Origin of the sequence: Streptomyces sp. NPDC059897 (assembly GCF_042730865.1) — a bacterium.
Taxonomy (GTDB): Bacteria; Actinomycetota; Actinomycetes; order Streptomycetales; family Streptomycetaceae; genus Streptomyces.
On the sequence record NZ_JBHWKQ010000003.1, the window covers coordinates 82,358 to 96,135 of the forward strand.

Below are 13,778 nucleotides of genomic sequence, written 5' to 3' on the forward strand. Positions count from 1 at the left end.
AGAGGGGGGCACTGACAGCGGCAGTGGCTGTGGTGTCGTGCGTCGTGTTTCTTCAAGCCGGGCGGGGCGGGTGCTCGTAGCGTCGAGGTATGGACACGAACGAGAAGCAGATGGACGTGAAGCCGCTGGGCGTGCTGCTTGGTGCGGCCGTCTCCCGGGCCGTCCCCGTCGTCGCGGGTGTCGAGGACAAGGATCTCGATGGCCCCACGCCGTGTGCGGACTACGACGTGCGGGCGCTGGTCAATCATCTTCTGCACGTGGTCGTCGAGTTTCAGAAGCTGGCGGTGAAGCGGGATTCCGATTTCTCCTCGACGCCGGACTACGTGGCGGAGGGTGGTTGGCGGGAGCGGTTCGCGAGCGAGGCGGACGCGCTGGTCGAGGCCTGGTCGACGCCCGGTGCGGAGGAGGGGACGACCGGGTCGCTGAACATGCCGGCGCGGACCGTGGGCGGGATGGCGCTGCTGGATCTGACCGCGCACGCGTGGGACCTGGCGCGGGCGACGGGTCAGGAGTACGGGGCCGATCCGGCGGTGGTGGTGGAGCTCACCGGGGTGGTGGAGCGGCTGGCGCCGACGGGCCGGGAGATGGGGGCGTTCGGGGCGGCGGTGCCGGTGGGTGCGGACGCGGATCCGTTCGCGCGGATGCTCGCGGCCACGGGCCGGGACCCGTACGGGAAGTAGGAGGAGCGGGAGGGGGTCGGTCCGGGGCGGGAATAGCTCGCGACGGCGCACCGTTCGGAAGGTATAGTTGAAGCATCAACAACCTGCGGAAGGTGAGCAAGGTGAGCAGCATGCAGTTCGGGATCTTCACCGTCGGTGACGTCACCGTTGACCCGACGACCGGACGCGCGCCGAGCGAGCACGAGCGCATCAAGGCGATGCTCGCCATCGCGCGGAAGGCGGAGGAGGTCGGCCTCGACGTCTTCGCCACCGGTGAGCACCACAACCCGCCGTTCGTCCCGTCCTCGCCGACGACGATGCTCGGCCACATCGCGGCGCGCACCGAGAACCTGATCCTGTCGACGTCGACGACGCTGATCACGACGAACGACCCGGTGAAGATCGCCGAGGACTTCGCGATGCTGCAGCACGTCGCGGACGGCCGGGTCGACGTGATGATGGGCCGCGGCAACACCGGCCCGGTGTATCCGTGGTTCGGCAAGGACATCCGTGACGGCATCGACCTCGCCATCGAGAACTACGCGCTGCTGCGGCGGCTGTGGGACGAGGACGTGGTGTCGTGGAAGGGCAAGTTCCGCACGCCGCTGCAGTCCTTCACGTCCACGCCCCGTCCGATGGACGGCGTCGCGCCGTTCGTCTGGCACGGCTCCATCCGCTCGCCGGAGATCGCCGAGCAGGCCGCGTACTACGGCGACGGCTTCTTCCACAACAACATCTTCTGGCCCATGAGCCACACCAAGCAGATGGTGAACCTGTACCGGCAGCGCTACGCCCACTACGGGCACGGCACGCCGGAGCAGGCGATCGTGGGCCTGGGTGGCCAGGTGTTCATGCGGAAGAACTCGCAGGACGCGGTGCGGGAGTTCCGCCCGTACTTCGACAACGCGCCGGTGTACGGCCACGGTCCTTCCCTGGAGGAGTTCACCTCGCAGACGCCGCTGACGGTCGGCTCGCCGCAGGAGGTCATCGAGCGGACCCTGTCGTTCCGTGACCACGTGGGCGACTACCAGCGTCAGCTGTTCCTCATGGACCACGCGGGACTGCCGCTCAAGACGGTCCTGGAGCAGCTCGACCTGCTGGGCGAGGAGGTCGTGCCGGTGCTGCGCAAGGAGTTCGCGAACAAGCGTCCTGCGAACGTGCCGGACGCGCCCACCCACGCCGCGCGGGTCGCCGCCAAGAACGAGGAGGTCAAGAGCGCATGAAGCTCGTCGTCGTCTCGGCGGGGCTGAGTGCCCCGTCGTCCACCCGGCTCCTCGCGGACCGGCTGGCCGCCGCGACCACGGAGCGCGTGGACGCGGAGGTCGGGGTCGAGGTCCTGGAGCTGCGTGACTACGCCACGGAGATCGCCCAGCACTTCGTCACCGGGTTCCCGCCGGCCCGGCTCGCCGCCGCGCTCGACGCGGTGGCGGCGGCGGACGGGCTGATCGCGGTCACGCCGGTCTTCTCGGGGTCCTACAGCGGTCTGTTCAAGTCGTTCTTCGACCTGATCGACAAGGACGCGCTGACCGGGAAGCCGGTGCTGGTCGGGGCGACGGGCGGGACGGCCCGCCACTCGCTCGTGACCGAGCATGCGCTGCGCCCGCTGTTCACGTATCTGCGGGCGGTCGTCCTTCCCACGGCGGTGTACGCGGCGTCGGAGGACTGGGGCGACGAGGGGCTGGCGTCCCGGATCGCCCGGGCGGGCGGTGAGCTTGCCCGTCTGATGGTCCCGTCGGCCGCGGCCCCCGACGTCGACACGTCCGCGGCGATCGCCCCGCGCTCGCTGCACGGAGCGGTCACGTCGGTGGACCCGGCGGACGGCTTCGAGGTCACCCCGTTCGCGGAACGCCTGGAGGCCTTGCGGGTCGGCTGACCCGTGGCCGACGCCCCGGTGCCCATCGCGCGGCACCGGGGCGCCGCCTTGCCCACCCTGCCGCCCCAGGCGGCAGATTGCCCAAGGCGGCGGCGGTCGACCGTGGCGGGTTGGGAGCCGGGCCTGGCAACGGCTCGCCCCAGGTGGTGGCGGCACCCCGCGAGGCCGACGCCCCCGGAGGGGGCGGGTGGGTGGGAAATTGGGCGGGGGGACGGGCCGAGGCAACGGGGGCCCGGTGGGGCGGTGCGGGCAGGTAAATCAAGCCCCTGCGGCGATTGAGCAGCGGGGTCCGGGGCGGAGCCCCGAGGCCGCCACGCCGGTTCGGCATGATCAGCCCCGCCGGCGCTTGAGGCGCGGGGTCCGGGGCGGAGCCCCGTGGCCGTAACGCCGGTTGGGCGTGATCGGCCTCGTCACGCCGGTTCGGCATGATCAGCCCCGCCGGCGCTTGAGGCGCGGGGTCCGGGGCAGAGCCCCGTGGCCGTGACGCCGGTTCGGCGAAAGCAGCCCCGTAACGCCGGTACGGCAAAGCTCAGGCCCCCCGGTGGAGCCGCCCCCCGATCCGCCGCCAGGCCCGCCGCCGCCGAGACGCCGCCAGGTCCTCGAAGAGCGCCTCGTAGCGCCCCACGATCGGCTCCGGGTCATAGCGCTGCGCGGCAGCCCGCGCCGCCGCCCCCATCCTCCGCCGCGCCGGCTCGTCCTCGATGAGGTCGACCAGTGACTCGGCGAGCGCGCTCGCGTTGCCGACCGGCACGAGCCGCCCGTCGACGCCGTCCGTGATGATCTCGGCGGGCCCGAGCGGCGCGTCCGTGGAGACGACGGGCACCCCGCACCGCATCGCCTCGACGAGCGTCATCCCGAAGGACTCCGCGTCGGAGGCGCTCACCACGATCGACGCCCGCGCGAACTCCGGCTCGATGGGCGACACCGCCCCCATGAGGCGGGCCCGCCCGCGCAGCCCGAGCTCGTCCACGAGGGCCCGCAGCCGCGGTTCCTGCCGGCCGCCGCCGTAGATCCGCAGTTCCCAGTCGGGATGCTTCGCGGAGACCGCGGTGAAGGCCTCCAGGAGCAGGTCGTAGCGTTTGCCGGGGGAGAGCCGCCCGGCCGCGGCGATGATCTTCGAGGTGCCGTCCGACGGCGGTACGTCGACGGGCGGCACGATGTTCGGCACGGACAGGATCCGTACGCCGGGCAGCCGCATCCGCGCCCGGTACACCTCCGCGTCCTCCCGCGTGACCGTGACCAGGGCGTCGAGCGTCCGGTAGCGCCGGGCGATGGTCCTGAGCAGCCTGGTGCTGTGCGCGTCGTGCCGCAGGTGTTCCTGCGCGATCCGCAGCGCCCGCTTCGGCCCCCACTGGGCGAGGCAGACATTGAGCCCGGGCCGCGTCCCGATGACGACGTCGGCCTCGCAGTGCTCCTCCAGGTACTCGCGTACGCGGAGGTCGTGCAGCAGCGTGTACTGGCGGTGCCGCTTGTCGGCGGCGGGGTAGACCCGGGCCCGTTTCCCGTACGCGCGGTGGAGCGTGTCGGTCGTCCCGGCCCGCAGGTCCACCAGTGGTACGAGGGTGATCCGCGGGTCGACGGGGAAGCGCGGGGCCTCCCGGTGCCGGGAGGCCGACACGATCTCCACCTCGTGGCCGCCGTACTCGATGAGCGCGGTGGCGAGGTTCAGCGTGGTGCGCGCCGTGCCGCCGACGGCGTACACGTTGTGCAGCAGGAACGCGATCTTCATGTGCGGATGTGTTCCCCGCCGGGGGCGCGCCGCGGGTGAGATCCGGGGAAGAAGCCCTTCGGCCGCCCACCGAACAGGGGACCCTCCGACGGCTCCCGGGCCTGTCGGGCTGCCGTCCCGGCCGCCATCATGGCGGCATGCGTTTCTCGGTCAACATTCCGAACTTCGGTGACTTCGCCGACGCCCGCACCGTCGCCCGCACCGCGGTCGCGGCCGAACAGGCGGGCTGGGACGGCCTGTTGCTGTGGGACCACGTCGTGCACGACAAGAAGGCGCAGCGCGGCAAGCCCTTCGGCGACCCGTGGATGCTGCTCACGGCGGCGGCCCTGGCCACGTCCCGGATCAGGCTGGGCACGCTGGTGGCGGCGGTGCCCCGCCACCGGCCCGAGCAACTGGCCCGCCAGGTCGCCACGTTGGACGCGGTCAGCGGTGGCCGTGTCGTGTTCGGCGCGGGTCTGGGCGGGCCCGCCGACGACGAGTTCGGGAGCTTCGGCGACACCGTCGACCGGGTCCTGCACGCCGAACGCCTCGACGAGGGGCTCGGGTTGCTCGCCCGGTACTGGTCGGGCGAGGACGTGGACCACGACGGCGCCCACTTCCGCGTACGGGAGACGCAGTTGCTGCCGGCGACCGTCCAGCGGCCCCGCCCGCCCGTGTGGATCGGCGGCTTCTGGCCCGCCCGCCGGCCGATGCGACGGGCGGCCCGCTGGGACGGCGCGGCCCCCTTGTTCGCCGACGCGCTGCACGGGGTGCCGCCGCGCCCGGAGCGGTTCGCGGAGGTCGTCCGGTACGTGAACGAGCACCGGGAGCCGACCGAGGGCCCCTTCGAGTTCGTCGTCGGCGGGCTCACGCCGCCCGGCAAGGCGGCGGCGCTCGATGTCGTGGGGCCGCTGGCCGACGCGGGCGCGACGTGGTGGGACGAGCGGCAGTTGCAGACGGGCGGGTCGATCGACTCGTACGAGGCGGTGCTGCGGAGGGTCGAGGCGGGTCCGCCGGAGGTGTAGGGGCCCGGCTACGGCCAGACCAGGCAGTACGCCTGGTGTCCCGCGTCGTGCAGCCGGTGGCTGAAGTCCTGCCATTCGTGGAGCAGTTGGTACACGTTGAACGCGTCGCGCGGGCCGCCGCGGTCGGGGACCGTGGACCAGATGAACGCCGCGGCGCCGACGGATTCCTCGCCGACCCCGCGCAGCGGGTCGACGACCGTCATGGGGAGCTTGACCACCGCGTAGTCGGGGTGCAGGACGACGAGCTCCAGGGGCGGCACCTTGTGCAGGGGTATGCCCTCGATGCCGGTGAGGACCATCGCGGCCATCGTCTCCGGTTTGATCTTGGTGAACATGCCGCCCATGCCCAGCTCGTCGCCCCCGAGCTCCTCGGGGCGCATGGAGATCGGGACGCGGGCGGCGGTCGCGCCGTCGGGCGCGCCGAAGTATTTGTACGTCACCCCCACCCGGCCACCATTCCCGATGTCCCCGTCCCTGATGTCCCGGGCCTCTTCGCCCTCTTCGCGTCGGTGCTTCCCCCGCCGGGCACGCCGTGGGCCCAGGTCACCGGTCCCCTCGCCCAGTCCGCCACCGCGATGCATATCTCCACCCGACTGCTGTTCCCCGGGCCGCGCAAGCCCTTTTGTAGGCCGCGCGACCGCCTGCGCGCAACCCGATCATCGTGTCAGTGACCTCCCCCACGGTCCCCCGCCGAAACGTGTCGGCGCGCCGTGGCGCGATGCAGAGTCTAGGGTCCCGCGGGTCCGCGCGCTGGGGCGCGCGAGGGTGGGCCGTACGCTGAGAGGTATGGCAGAGGCGAACAACACTCCCTATCCCTATGAGGCACCCGCGTCGCAGGGGCTTTTCGACCGTGCGGAAGCGGTGACGCCCGGTGGCGTGAACTCGCCCGTGCGCGCATTCCGGGCGGTGGGCGGAACGCCCCGGTTCATGGTGTCCGGCAGCGGTCCGTATCTCACCGATGCCGACGGGCGCGAGTATGTCGACCTCGTGTGCTCGTGGGGGCCGATGATCCTCGGCCATTCCCACCCCGAGGTGATCGCGGCCGTGCAGGAGGCCGTCTCGCGCGGCACCTCCTTCGGTACGCCCGGCGCGGGCGAGGTCGAGCTGGCCGAGGAGATCGTCGGGCGGATCGACCCCGTCGAGCAGGTGCGCCTCGTGTCGTCCGGCACCGAGGCGACCATGTCGGCGATCCGGCTGGCGCGCGGCTTCACCGGCCGGGCGAAGGTCATCAAGTTCGCGGGCTGCTACCACGGGCACGTCGACGCGCTGCTCGCCGCCGCCGGGTCCGGCGTCGCCACGCTGGGCCTGCCGGACACCCCGGGTGTCACGGGCGCGCAGGCCGGCGACACGATCGTGCTGCCGTACAACGACATCGAGGCGGTGCGCGCCGCGTTCGCCGCGAACCCCGGCGAGATCGCCTGTGTGATCACGGAGGCCTCGCCCGGCAACATGGGTGTCGTGCCGCCGAAGCCCGGCTTCAACCAGGGCCTCAAGGACGTGTGCGCGGCCAACGGCGCGCTGTACATCTCCGACGAGGTGATGACCGGTTTCCGTACGTCGAAGGCCGGCTGGTTCGGTGTCGACGGCGTCGTTCCCGACCTGCTGACCTTCGGCAAGGTGATGGGCGGCGGCTTCCCGGCCGCCGCGTTCGGCGGTCGCGCCGACGTGATGGCGCACCTCGCCCCGGCCGGCCCCGTCTACCAGGCGGGCACGCTGTCCGGTAACCCCGTCGCCACCGCCGCCGGTGTCGCCCAGCTGCGGCTGCTCGACGACGCGGCGTACGCGAAGGTCAACGCGACCAGCGAGCAGCTGCGCGGCCTGGTTTCGGAGGCGCTCACCAAGGAGGGTGTCGCGCACCGCGTGCAGAACGCCTCCAACATGTTCACCGTGTTCTTCACGGAGAACGAGGTGGCGAACTACGAGGACGCGAAGGGCCAGGACGCGTTCCGCTTCGGCCCGTTCTTCCACTCGATGCTGGAGCAGGGCGTGTACCTGCCGCCGTCGGCGTTCGAGTCCTGGTTCGTGTCGACCGCTCACGACGAGCGGGCGATCGAGCGGATCGCCGCGGCGCTTCCGGCCGCCGCGCGCGCCGCCGCGGAGGCCACGGCATGAGCGGCCCGAAGTCGGGCGACGACATCACCGTCGTCCATCTGATGCGCCACGGCGAGGTGCACAACCCGGACGGCATCCTGTACGGGCGCCTCCCGGACTACCACCTGTCCGACCTCGGCCGGCGGATGGCCGACCGGGTCGCCGAGCACCTCTCGGTGCGGGACGTCACGCACGTCGTGGCGTCGCCGCTGGACCGGGCGCAGGAGACGGCGACGCCGATCGCGAAGGCGCACGGCCTGGACCTGGACAGCGACGAGCGGCTCATCGAGGCGGGCAACGTCTTCCAGGGCAAGACCTTCGGTGTCGGCGACGGCGCGCTGAAGAACCCGGAGAACTGGAAGCACCTGGTCAACCCGTTCAAGCCGTCCTGGGGCGAGCCGTACATCGAGCAGGTCGTGCGGATGATGGGCGCGCTCGACGCGGCGAAGGACGCGGCGCGCGGGCACGAGGCGGTGTGCGTCAGCCATCAGCTGCCCATCTGGATCGTCCGGTCGTTCGTCGAGAAGCGGCGCCTGTGGCACGACCCGCGCAAGCGGCAGTGCACGCTGGCCTCGCTGACGACGTTCACGTACCAGGGCGACAAGATCGTGTCCGTGGGTTACACGGAGCCCGCCCGCGATCTCGTTCCGGCGCATCTCCTCGCGGGCGCCAAGCCCGTGAAGGGGAAGGACAAGGCCTTCGGGGCCTGAGCCCGGGCAACGACTCCAGCGATAGGCCGCCGTCAACCCGGCGGCCTTTCGCGTACCTCTTCAAATCCCCGCAAAACCGGACCGTTTACCGGAACCCGCGTGTTCCTCATGCCCTCTTCCGGGGCGCCCCTGTGAATGGGGTGGCGTGAGGAACAGGGGACGACGGAATGCGGGACGTGAGTCGCAGGGGGCTGCTCGGGCTCGGTGCGGGCGCGGCGGGCGGGGCACTGCTCGCCGGATGCGGCACGGGCGGTGGCCGGACGGTCGCCCCTTCGGGGCACGGCGAGGCGGGCGCGCACGGACCGCGGCCGCGGCCCATCGGCGACGGCTCGACGGCGTACACGGGGAAGCAGCCCCGTCAGCCGGGCAGGCCCGAGCGGCTCGAACCGGGGCAGAAGCCGCCGCAGTTCGTGGTCTTCTCGTGGGACGGCGCGGGCGAGGTGGGCAACGGCCTCTTCCCCCGCTTCCTGAAGCTCGCCGAGGACCACGGCGCGCACATGACCTTCTTCCTCTCGGGCCTGTATCTGCTGCCCGAGTCGAAGAAGCGGCTCTACCGCCCGCCGAACAACCCCGTCGGCGCCTCCGACATCGGCTATCTGACCGACGCGCACATCGAGGAGACGCTGAGGTACGTGCGCCGGGCCTGGCTCGAAGGGCACGAGATCGGCACGCACTTCAACGGGCACTTCTGCGCGGGCCCCGGCACCGTCGCGAACTGGACGCCCGCGCAGTGGCGCGACGAGATCGACCAGGCGACGTCCTTCGTGAAGAAGTGGCGTACGCACACGGGCCGCAAGGACCTGCCCGCGCTGCCCTTCGACTACGACAGGGAACTCGTCGGCGGGCGTACGCCCTGCCTGCTCGGCCAGGAGAACCTGCTGCCCGCCGCCCGCGAACTCGGCTGGCGCTACGACGCGTCCTCGCCCGGCGGCGTCCAGCGCTGGCCGGACAAGCGGCTCGGGATCTGGGACCTGCCGCTGCAGGCCGTCCCGTTCCCCGGCCGCAGCTTCGAGGTCCTGTCGATGGACTACAACATGCTGGCCAACCAGTCCCTCAACACCACGCGCGCGCCCGCCGCCAACTACCCGGGCTGGCGCGAGCAGTCGACGCAGGCGTACATCCAGGGATTCAAGCGGGCACACGAGACGAACCGGGCGCCGTTCTTCATCGGCAACCACTTCGAGGAGTGGAACGGCGGCATCTACATGGACGCCGTCGAGGACGCGCTGAAGCACATCGCGGCCACCGCCGACAAACACGACGACGTGCGGCTCGTCTCCTTCCGGCAGTTCGTCGACTGGCTCGACGCGCAGGACCCGAAAACGCTCGCGAAGCTGCGTACGCTCGATGTCGGACAGCAGCCCTCCGAGGGCTGGCGCAAGTTCCTCGCAAACCCCTCCTGAAGTGGGCTTTTCCCACCGCGAGGGGGGTGCGGAAGATCCCCTAAACAGACATGCGAAACTTTTCACATGAGTGCCGCCTCCCGCGCCCCCCGCACCACCGCGACGAAGCGCCGCGCCGCCAAGCTGACCGTAGGAGCCGCCGTGGCGGCCCTCGCGCTGACGGCCTGCGGCTCCGGCGGTACGTCCGGCGGCGGCAACAACACCAACTTCGTCACCGGGTCCGGCGGCGTCGCCACGGTCAAGAAGGGCGAGCGGCACGACGCCCCCTCCCTGACCGGCAAGGACCTCGAGGGCAAGCAGCTCGACATGTCCGACTACAAGGGCAAGGTCGTCGTCCTCAACGTCTGGGGCTCCTGGTGCCCGCCGTGCCGCGCCGAGGCGCCGAACTTCGTGAAGGTCGCGAAGGACACCGAGAAGCAGGGCGTCCAGTTCCTCGGCATCAACACCCGCGACACCAGCACCGACCCGGCGAAGAAGTTCGAGGAGTCCTACGGGGTCCCGTATCCGAGCTTCTACGACCCGACCGGGCGGCTGCTCCTCAAGTTCGAGAAGGGCACGCTCAACCCGCAGGCCATCCCCTCGACGATCGTCGTCGACCGCGAGGGGAAGATCGCGGCGCGTTCCCTCAAGCCGCTCAGCGAGAAGGCCCTGCGCAAGATGGTCGCGCCGGTCGTCGCGGAGAAGTGAGCGAAGGTGAGCTCCTCCCTCGTCGCACTCGCCGCCGGTGACACCGTCACGGACGGCGCGCTCCTCCTCGCCGTCCCCATCGCCCTCCTCGGCGGCCTCGTCTCCTTCTTCTCGCCGTGCGTGCTGCCCCTCGTACCCGGCTACCTCTCGTACGTGACCGGCATCACCGGCACCGACCTGATGGAACAGCGGCGGGGCCGGATGGCGGCGGGCGCCAGTCTGTTCGTCCTCGGGTTCACCGCCGTCTTCGTCTCCGGCGGCGCGCTGTTCGGCTTCTTCGGCCAGACGCTGCAGGAGTACCAGCCCGTACTGACCAAGGTGCTCGGCGGCCTCATGATCGCCATGGGTGTCTTCTTCATGGGCTTCATGCCCTGGATGACGCAGCGCGAGTTCCGCTTCCACAAGAAGCCCGCCGCCGGGCTCGCCGGGGCCCCGGTCCTCGGCGCGCTGTTCGGCATCGGCTGGACCCCCTGCATCGGCCCGACCCTCGCCTCCGTGATCGGCCTCTCCTCGGTGCAGAGCACCGCCGGCCGCGGAGCCATACTGACCATCGCGTACTGCCTCGGCCTCGGCCTGCCCTTCGTGCTCGCCGCCATCGCCTTCCGCAAGGCGCTCGGCGCGTTCGGCTGGGTGAAGCAGCACTACACGTGGGTGATGCGCATCGGCGGCATCATGATGATCCTGACCGGAGTTCTTCTGCTCACGGGCGCGTGGGACGCCCTTGTCGGGCAGATGCGGACCTGGTCCACCGGCTTCCAGGTGGGAATCTGATCCATGAGCAACACGACCGACGACGTGCAGGCGACCGGTGGCGATCCCACTGAGGCCGAGGCCGCGTCCCAGCTGAGCACGGCCCCCCAGGAGGACCGCGCGCCCAACCTGCCGAAACTCGGTGTCATCGGCTGGGTCCGCTGGTTCTGGCGGCAGCTCACCTCGATGCGGGTCGCCCTGATCCTGCTGTTCCTGCTCTCCCTCGGCGCCATCCCCGGCTCCCTGATCCCGCAGCAGGGCACCGACCCGACCAAGGTCGAGGACTTCCGCAAGGCACACGACGTGCTCGCGCCGCTCTACGACAAGATCGGCTTCTTCCACGTCTACAGCTCGGTGTGGTTCTCCGCGATCTACCTGCTGCTGTTCGTCTCCCTCATCGGCTGCATCGTGCCGCGCACCTGGCAGTTCGTCGGGCAGCTGCGCGGCCGCCCGCCGGGCGCCCCCAAGCGGCTCACCCGGCTGCCCGCGTACGCGACGTGGCGCACCGAGGCGGACCCCGAGCAGGTGCGCGCCGCCGCCCTCGCGATGATGAGGAAGCGCCGCTACCGGGCGCACGTCTCCGGGACCGCGGTCGCGGCCGAGAAGGGCTATCTGCGCGAGGTCGGCAACCTCGTCTTCCACATCGCGCTGATCGTGATGCTGGTGTCCTTCGCCTGGGGCCAGCTGTTCAAGTTCGAGGGCGGCAAGCTCGTCACCGAGGGCGACGGGTTCGCCAACACCCTCACCCAGTACGACGACTTCAAGTCCGGCAACCTCTTCGACAGCGACCACGACCTGTCGCCGTTCAGCTTCACCCTCGACAAGTTCACCGCCACGTACGAGCGCACGGGCCCCGAGAAGGGCACCCCGCGCACGTTCCGCGCGAACGTCAGCTACACCGAGGGCTCCGGCGACAAGACGAAGAAGGGCAAGATCGAGTCCAACCACCCGCTGGACATCGACGGCACCAAGATCTTCCTCAACGGGCACGGCTACGCGGTCCCCGTCACGGTCCGGGACGGCAAGGGCAAGGTCGTCTCCAAGCAGACCGTGCCGATGCTGCCGATCGACTCCAACATCTCCTCGCAGGGCGCCATCAAGGTGATGGACGGCTACAAGAACGCGAAGGGCGAGAAGGAGCAGCTGGGCTTCGCCGCCTGGTTCGTGCCGACGTTCGCGGGCGCGGGCAAGGGCACGATGCTCTCCCAGTTCCCCGCGCTCGACTTCCCCGTCCTCGCGCTGAACGCGACGCACGGCGACCTCGGCGTGGACGCGGGCCTGCCGCAGAACGTGTACCAGCTGGACACCTCGCACATGAAGTCCTTCAAGGACTCCAAGGGCAAGGCGCTCAAGCAGCGGCTGCTGCCCGGCGAGACGATGAAGCTGCCGAACGGGGCGGGCTCCGTCACGTTCGACAAGGACATCAAGGAATGGGTCACCTTCCAGATCTCCCACCAGCCCGGTGACACCTGGGCACTCGGCGGCGCCATCGCCGCGATCGGCGGTCTGGCCGGCTCCCTGTTCATCCAGCGCCGCCGCGTCTGGGTGCGCGCCGTCGAAGGCCCCGACGGGGTGACCGTCGTCGAACTCGCGGGCCTCGGCCGCAGCGAGTCCGCGAAGCTGCCGGAGGAGCTCGGCTCCCTGGTCGACCAGCTCCACAGCGAGGCACCGAGCGCGCCCGACACCCCCGACTCCACCGAATCACCTACTGCTGTTCCTGCCGCCGAAGGGGCTGAGAAGTGAATCTCGCCGCCGCAGTCAACGAGAACCTGGCTCACACCAGTAACGTCCTCATCTACTCGTCGATGGCCGTGTACCTGCTCGCGTTCTTCGCGAACATGGCCGAGTGGATCTTCGGCAGCCGCAGCAAGGTCGGCCGTACCGCCGCCGCGCTGACCGGCAAGGCCGAGACGAAGTCGGCGGCCGCCGCGCCCGCGGTCACCGTCAAGAAGGAGGGCGGCACGGCCGTCATGGAGCGGCCGCAGGTCGTCACCCGCGCCGCGGCCGGCGCGCGCGACGTGCCGGACGGGCCCGGCGCCGCCGCCGGTGACGTGCAGGGCGACCTGTACGGGCGCATCGCCGTGTCCCTCACGGCGCTCGGCTTCATCATCGAGTTCGGCGGTGTGGTCACCCGCGCGCTCTCGGTGGAGCGGGCCCCGTGGGGCAACATGTACGAGTTCTCGATCACCTTCTCCACCGTGGCCGTCGGCATCTACCTGGTGCTGCTCGCGCTGAAGAAGAACGTGCGCTGGCTCGGCCTGCCCCTGGTCATCACGGTCCTGCTCGACCTCGGCCTCGCCACCACCGTGCTCTACACCTCCAGCGACCAGCTGGTCCCGGCGCTGCACTCGTACTGGCTGTACATCCACGTCTCGACGGCGATCTTCTGCGGCGCGGTCTTCTACGTCGGCGCGGTCGGCACGATTCTGTACCTCTTCAAGGACTCCTACGAGAACAAGCTCGCGAGCGGCGGCACGCCCGGCAAGTTCGCGACCTCGGTCATGGAGCGGCTGCCCGCCTCGCAGTCCCTCGACAAGTTCTCCTACCGCGTGAACGCGGCCGTCTTCCCGCTGTGGACGTTCACGATCATCGCGGGCGCCATCTGGGCGGGCGACGCGTGGGGCCGCTACTGGGGCTGGGACCCCAAGGAGACCTGGTCGTTCATCACCTGGGTCGCCTACGCGGCGTATCTGCACGCCCGCGCGACGGCCGGCTGGAAGGGCCGCAAGGCCGCCTACCTGGCGCTGATCGCGTTCGGCTGCTGGATCTTCAACTACTACGGCGTGAACATCTTCGTCACCGGCAAGCACTCGTACGCCGGGGTGTGACACCGGGTCGAGAGGGCCGGTCCCGCGCTGCGGGGCCGGCCTTC

13 protein-coding genes are annotated in these 13,778 nt (G+C 70.7%); 11 read left to right on the forward strand and 2 right to left on the reverse strand.

Annotated elements, in window-relative coordinates; genetic code table 11:
• Window positions 1-89: 89 nt before the first annotated feature.
• From ACFV9W_RS04815 to ACFV9W_RS04825, 3 genes are all read left to right on the forward strand, one after another.
• Entirely contained in the window at window positions 90-680 is a 591-nt protein-coding gene (locus tag ACFV9W_RS04815; RefSeq protein ID WP_385755650.1) for a TIGR03086 family metal-binding protein, read from the forward strand.
• Between the two features lie 110 nt (window positions 681-790).
• The gene (locus ACFV9W_RS04820; RefSeq protein ID WP_385756035.1) at window positions 791-1,882 is read left to right on the forward strand and encodes an LLM class flavin-dependent oxidoreductase; all 1,092 of its coding nucleotides are present in this window, start codon (window positions 791-793) and stop codon (window positions 1,880-1,882) included.
• Window positions 1,879-2,532, forward strand: a complete 654-nt coding sequence (locus tag ACFV9W_RS04825) for a CE1759 family FMN reductase (RefSeq protein ID WP_385755651.1) — start codon at window positions 1,879-1,881, stop codon at window positions 2,530-2,532. Before ACFV9W_RS04820 ends, ACFV9W_RS04825 begins: the two co-directional genes overlap by 4 nt.
• Window positions 2,533-3,061: 529 nt before the next feature.
• On the opposite strand, the gene ACFV9W_RS04830 is transcribed toward ACFV9W_RS04825, so the two are convergent.
• The gene (locus ACFV9W_RS04830) at window positions 3,062-4,261 is read right to left on the reverse strand and encodes a glycosyltransferase family 4 protein (RefSeq protein ID WP_385755652.1); all 1,200 of its coding nucleotides are present in this window, start codon (window positions 4,259-4,261) and stop codon (window positions 3,062-3,064) included.
• A gap of 137 nt (window positions 4,262-4,398) precedes the next feature.
• Between ACFV9W_RS04830 and ACFV9W_RS04835 the strand changes: the two genes are divergently transcribed.
• On the forward strand, window positions 4,399-5,265 hold the full coding sequence (locus tag ACFV9W_RS04835) for an LLM class flavin-dependent oxidoreductase (RefSeq protein WP_385755654.1): 867 nt from the start codon (window positions 4,399-4,401) through the stop codon (window positions 5,263-5,265).
• An 8-nt stretch (window positions 5,266-5,273) separates the two neighbouring features.
• Here ACFV9W_RS04835 and ACFV9W_RS04840 read toward each other — a convergent pair whose 3' ends face one another.
• On the reverse strand, window positions 5,274-5,846 hold the full coding sequence (locus ACFV9W_RS04840) for a hypothetical protein (protein WP_385755655.1): 573 nt from the start codon (window positions 5,844-5,846) through the stop codon (window positions 5,274-5,276).
• A gap of 205 nt (window positions 5,847-6,051) precedes the next feature.
• Between ACFV9W_RS04840 and hemL the strand changes: the two genes are divergently transcribed.
• The 7 genes from hemL to ccsB all read left to right on the forward strand — a co-directional run bounded on the left by hemL (window position 6,052) and on the right by ccsB (window position 13,734).
• Window positions 6,052-7,377 carry a glutamate-1-semialdehyde 2,1-aminomutase gene (gene hemL / locus ACFV9W_RS04845; RefSeq protein WP_385755657.1) on the forward strand — a complete coding sequence of 442 codons (1,326 nt, stop codon included), beginning with the start codon at window positions 6,052-6,054 and terminating at the stop codon, window positions 7,375-7,377.
• A complete protein-coding gene (locus ACFV9W_RS04850; protein ID WP_385755658.1) occupies window positions 7,374-8,066 on the forward strand; it encodes a histidine phosphatase family protein in 693 nt (230 codons plus the stop codon). The genes hemL and ACFV9W_RS04850 overlap by 4 nt, the downstream gene beginning before the upstream one ends.
• A 167-nt stretch (window positions 8,067-8,233) precedes the next feature.
• Entirely contained in the window at window positions 8,234-9,469 is a 1,236-nt protein-coding gene (locus ACFV9W_RS04855) for a hypothetical protein (protein ID WP_385755660.1), read from the forward strand.
• Window positions 9,470-9,535: 66 nt separating this feature from the next.
• Window positions 9,536-10,156 carry a TlpA family protein disulfide reductase gene (locus ACFV9W_RS04860; RefSeq protein ID WP_385755662.1) on the forward strand — a complete coding sequence of 207 codons (621 nt, stop codon included), beginning with the start codon at window positions 9,536-9,538 and terminating at the stop codon, window positions 10,154-10,156.
• Window positions 10,157-10,162: 6 nt separating this feature from the next.
• A complete protein-coding gene (locus tag ACFV9W_RS04865) occupies window positions 10,163-10,927 on the forward strand; it encodes a cytochrome c biogenesis CcdA family protein (protein ID WP_385755664.1) in 765 nt (254 codons plus the stop codon).
• Window positions 10,928-10,930: 3 nt separating this feature from the next.
• Complete coding sequence (locus ACFV9W_RS04870) at window positions 10,931-12,649, forward strand: cytochrome c biogenesis protein ResB (RefSeq protein ID WP_385755665.1); 1,719 nt, start codon at window positions 10,931-10,933, stop codon at window positions 12,647-12,649.
• Window positions 12,646-13,734: a c-type cytochrome biogenesis protein CcsB gene (ccsB, locus tag ACFV9W_RS04875; RefSeq protein ID WP_385755667.1), complete on the forward strand. Its 1,089-nt coding sequence runs from the start codon at window positions 12,646-12,648 to the stop codon at window positions 13,732-13,734. Before ACFV9W_RS04870 ends, ccsB begins: the two co-directional genes overlap by 4 nt.
• Window positions 13,735-13,778 lie beyond the last annotated feature (44 nt).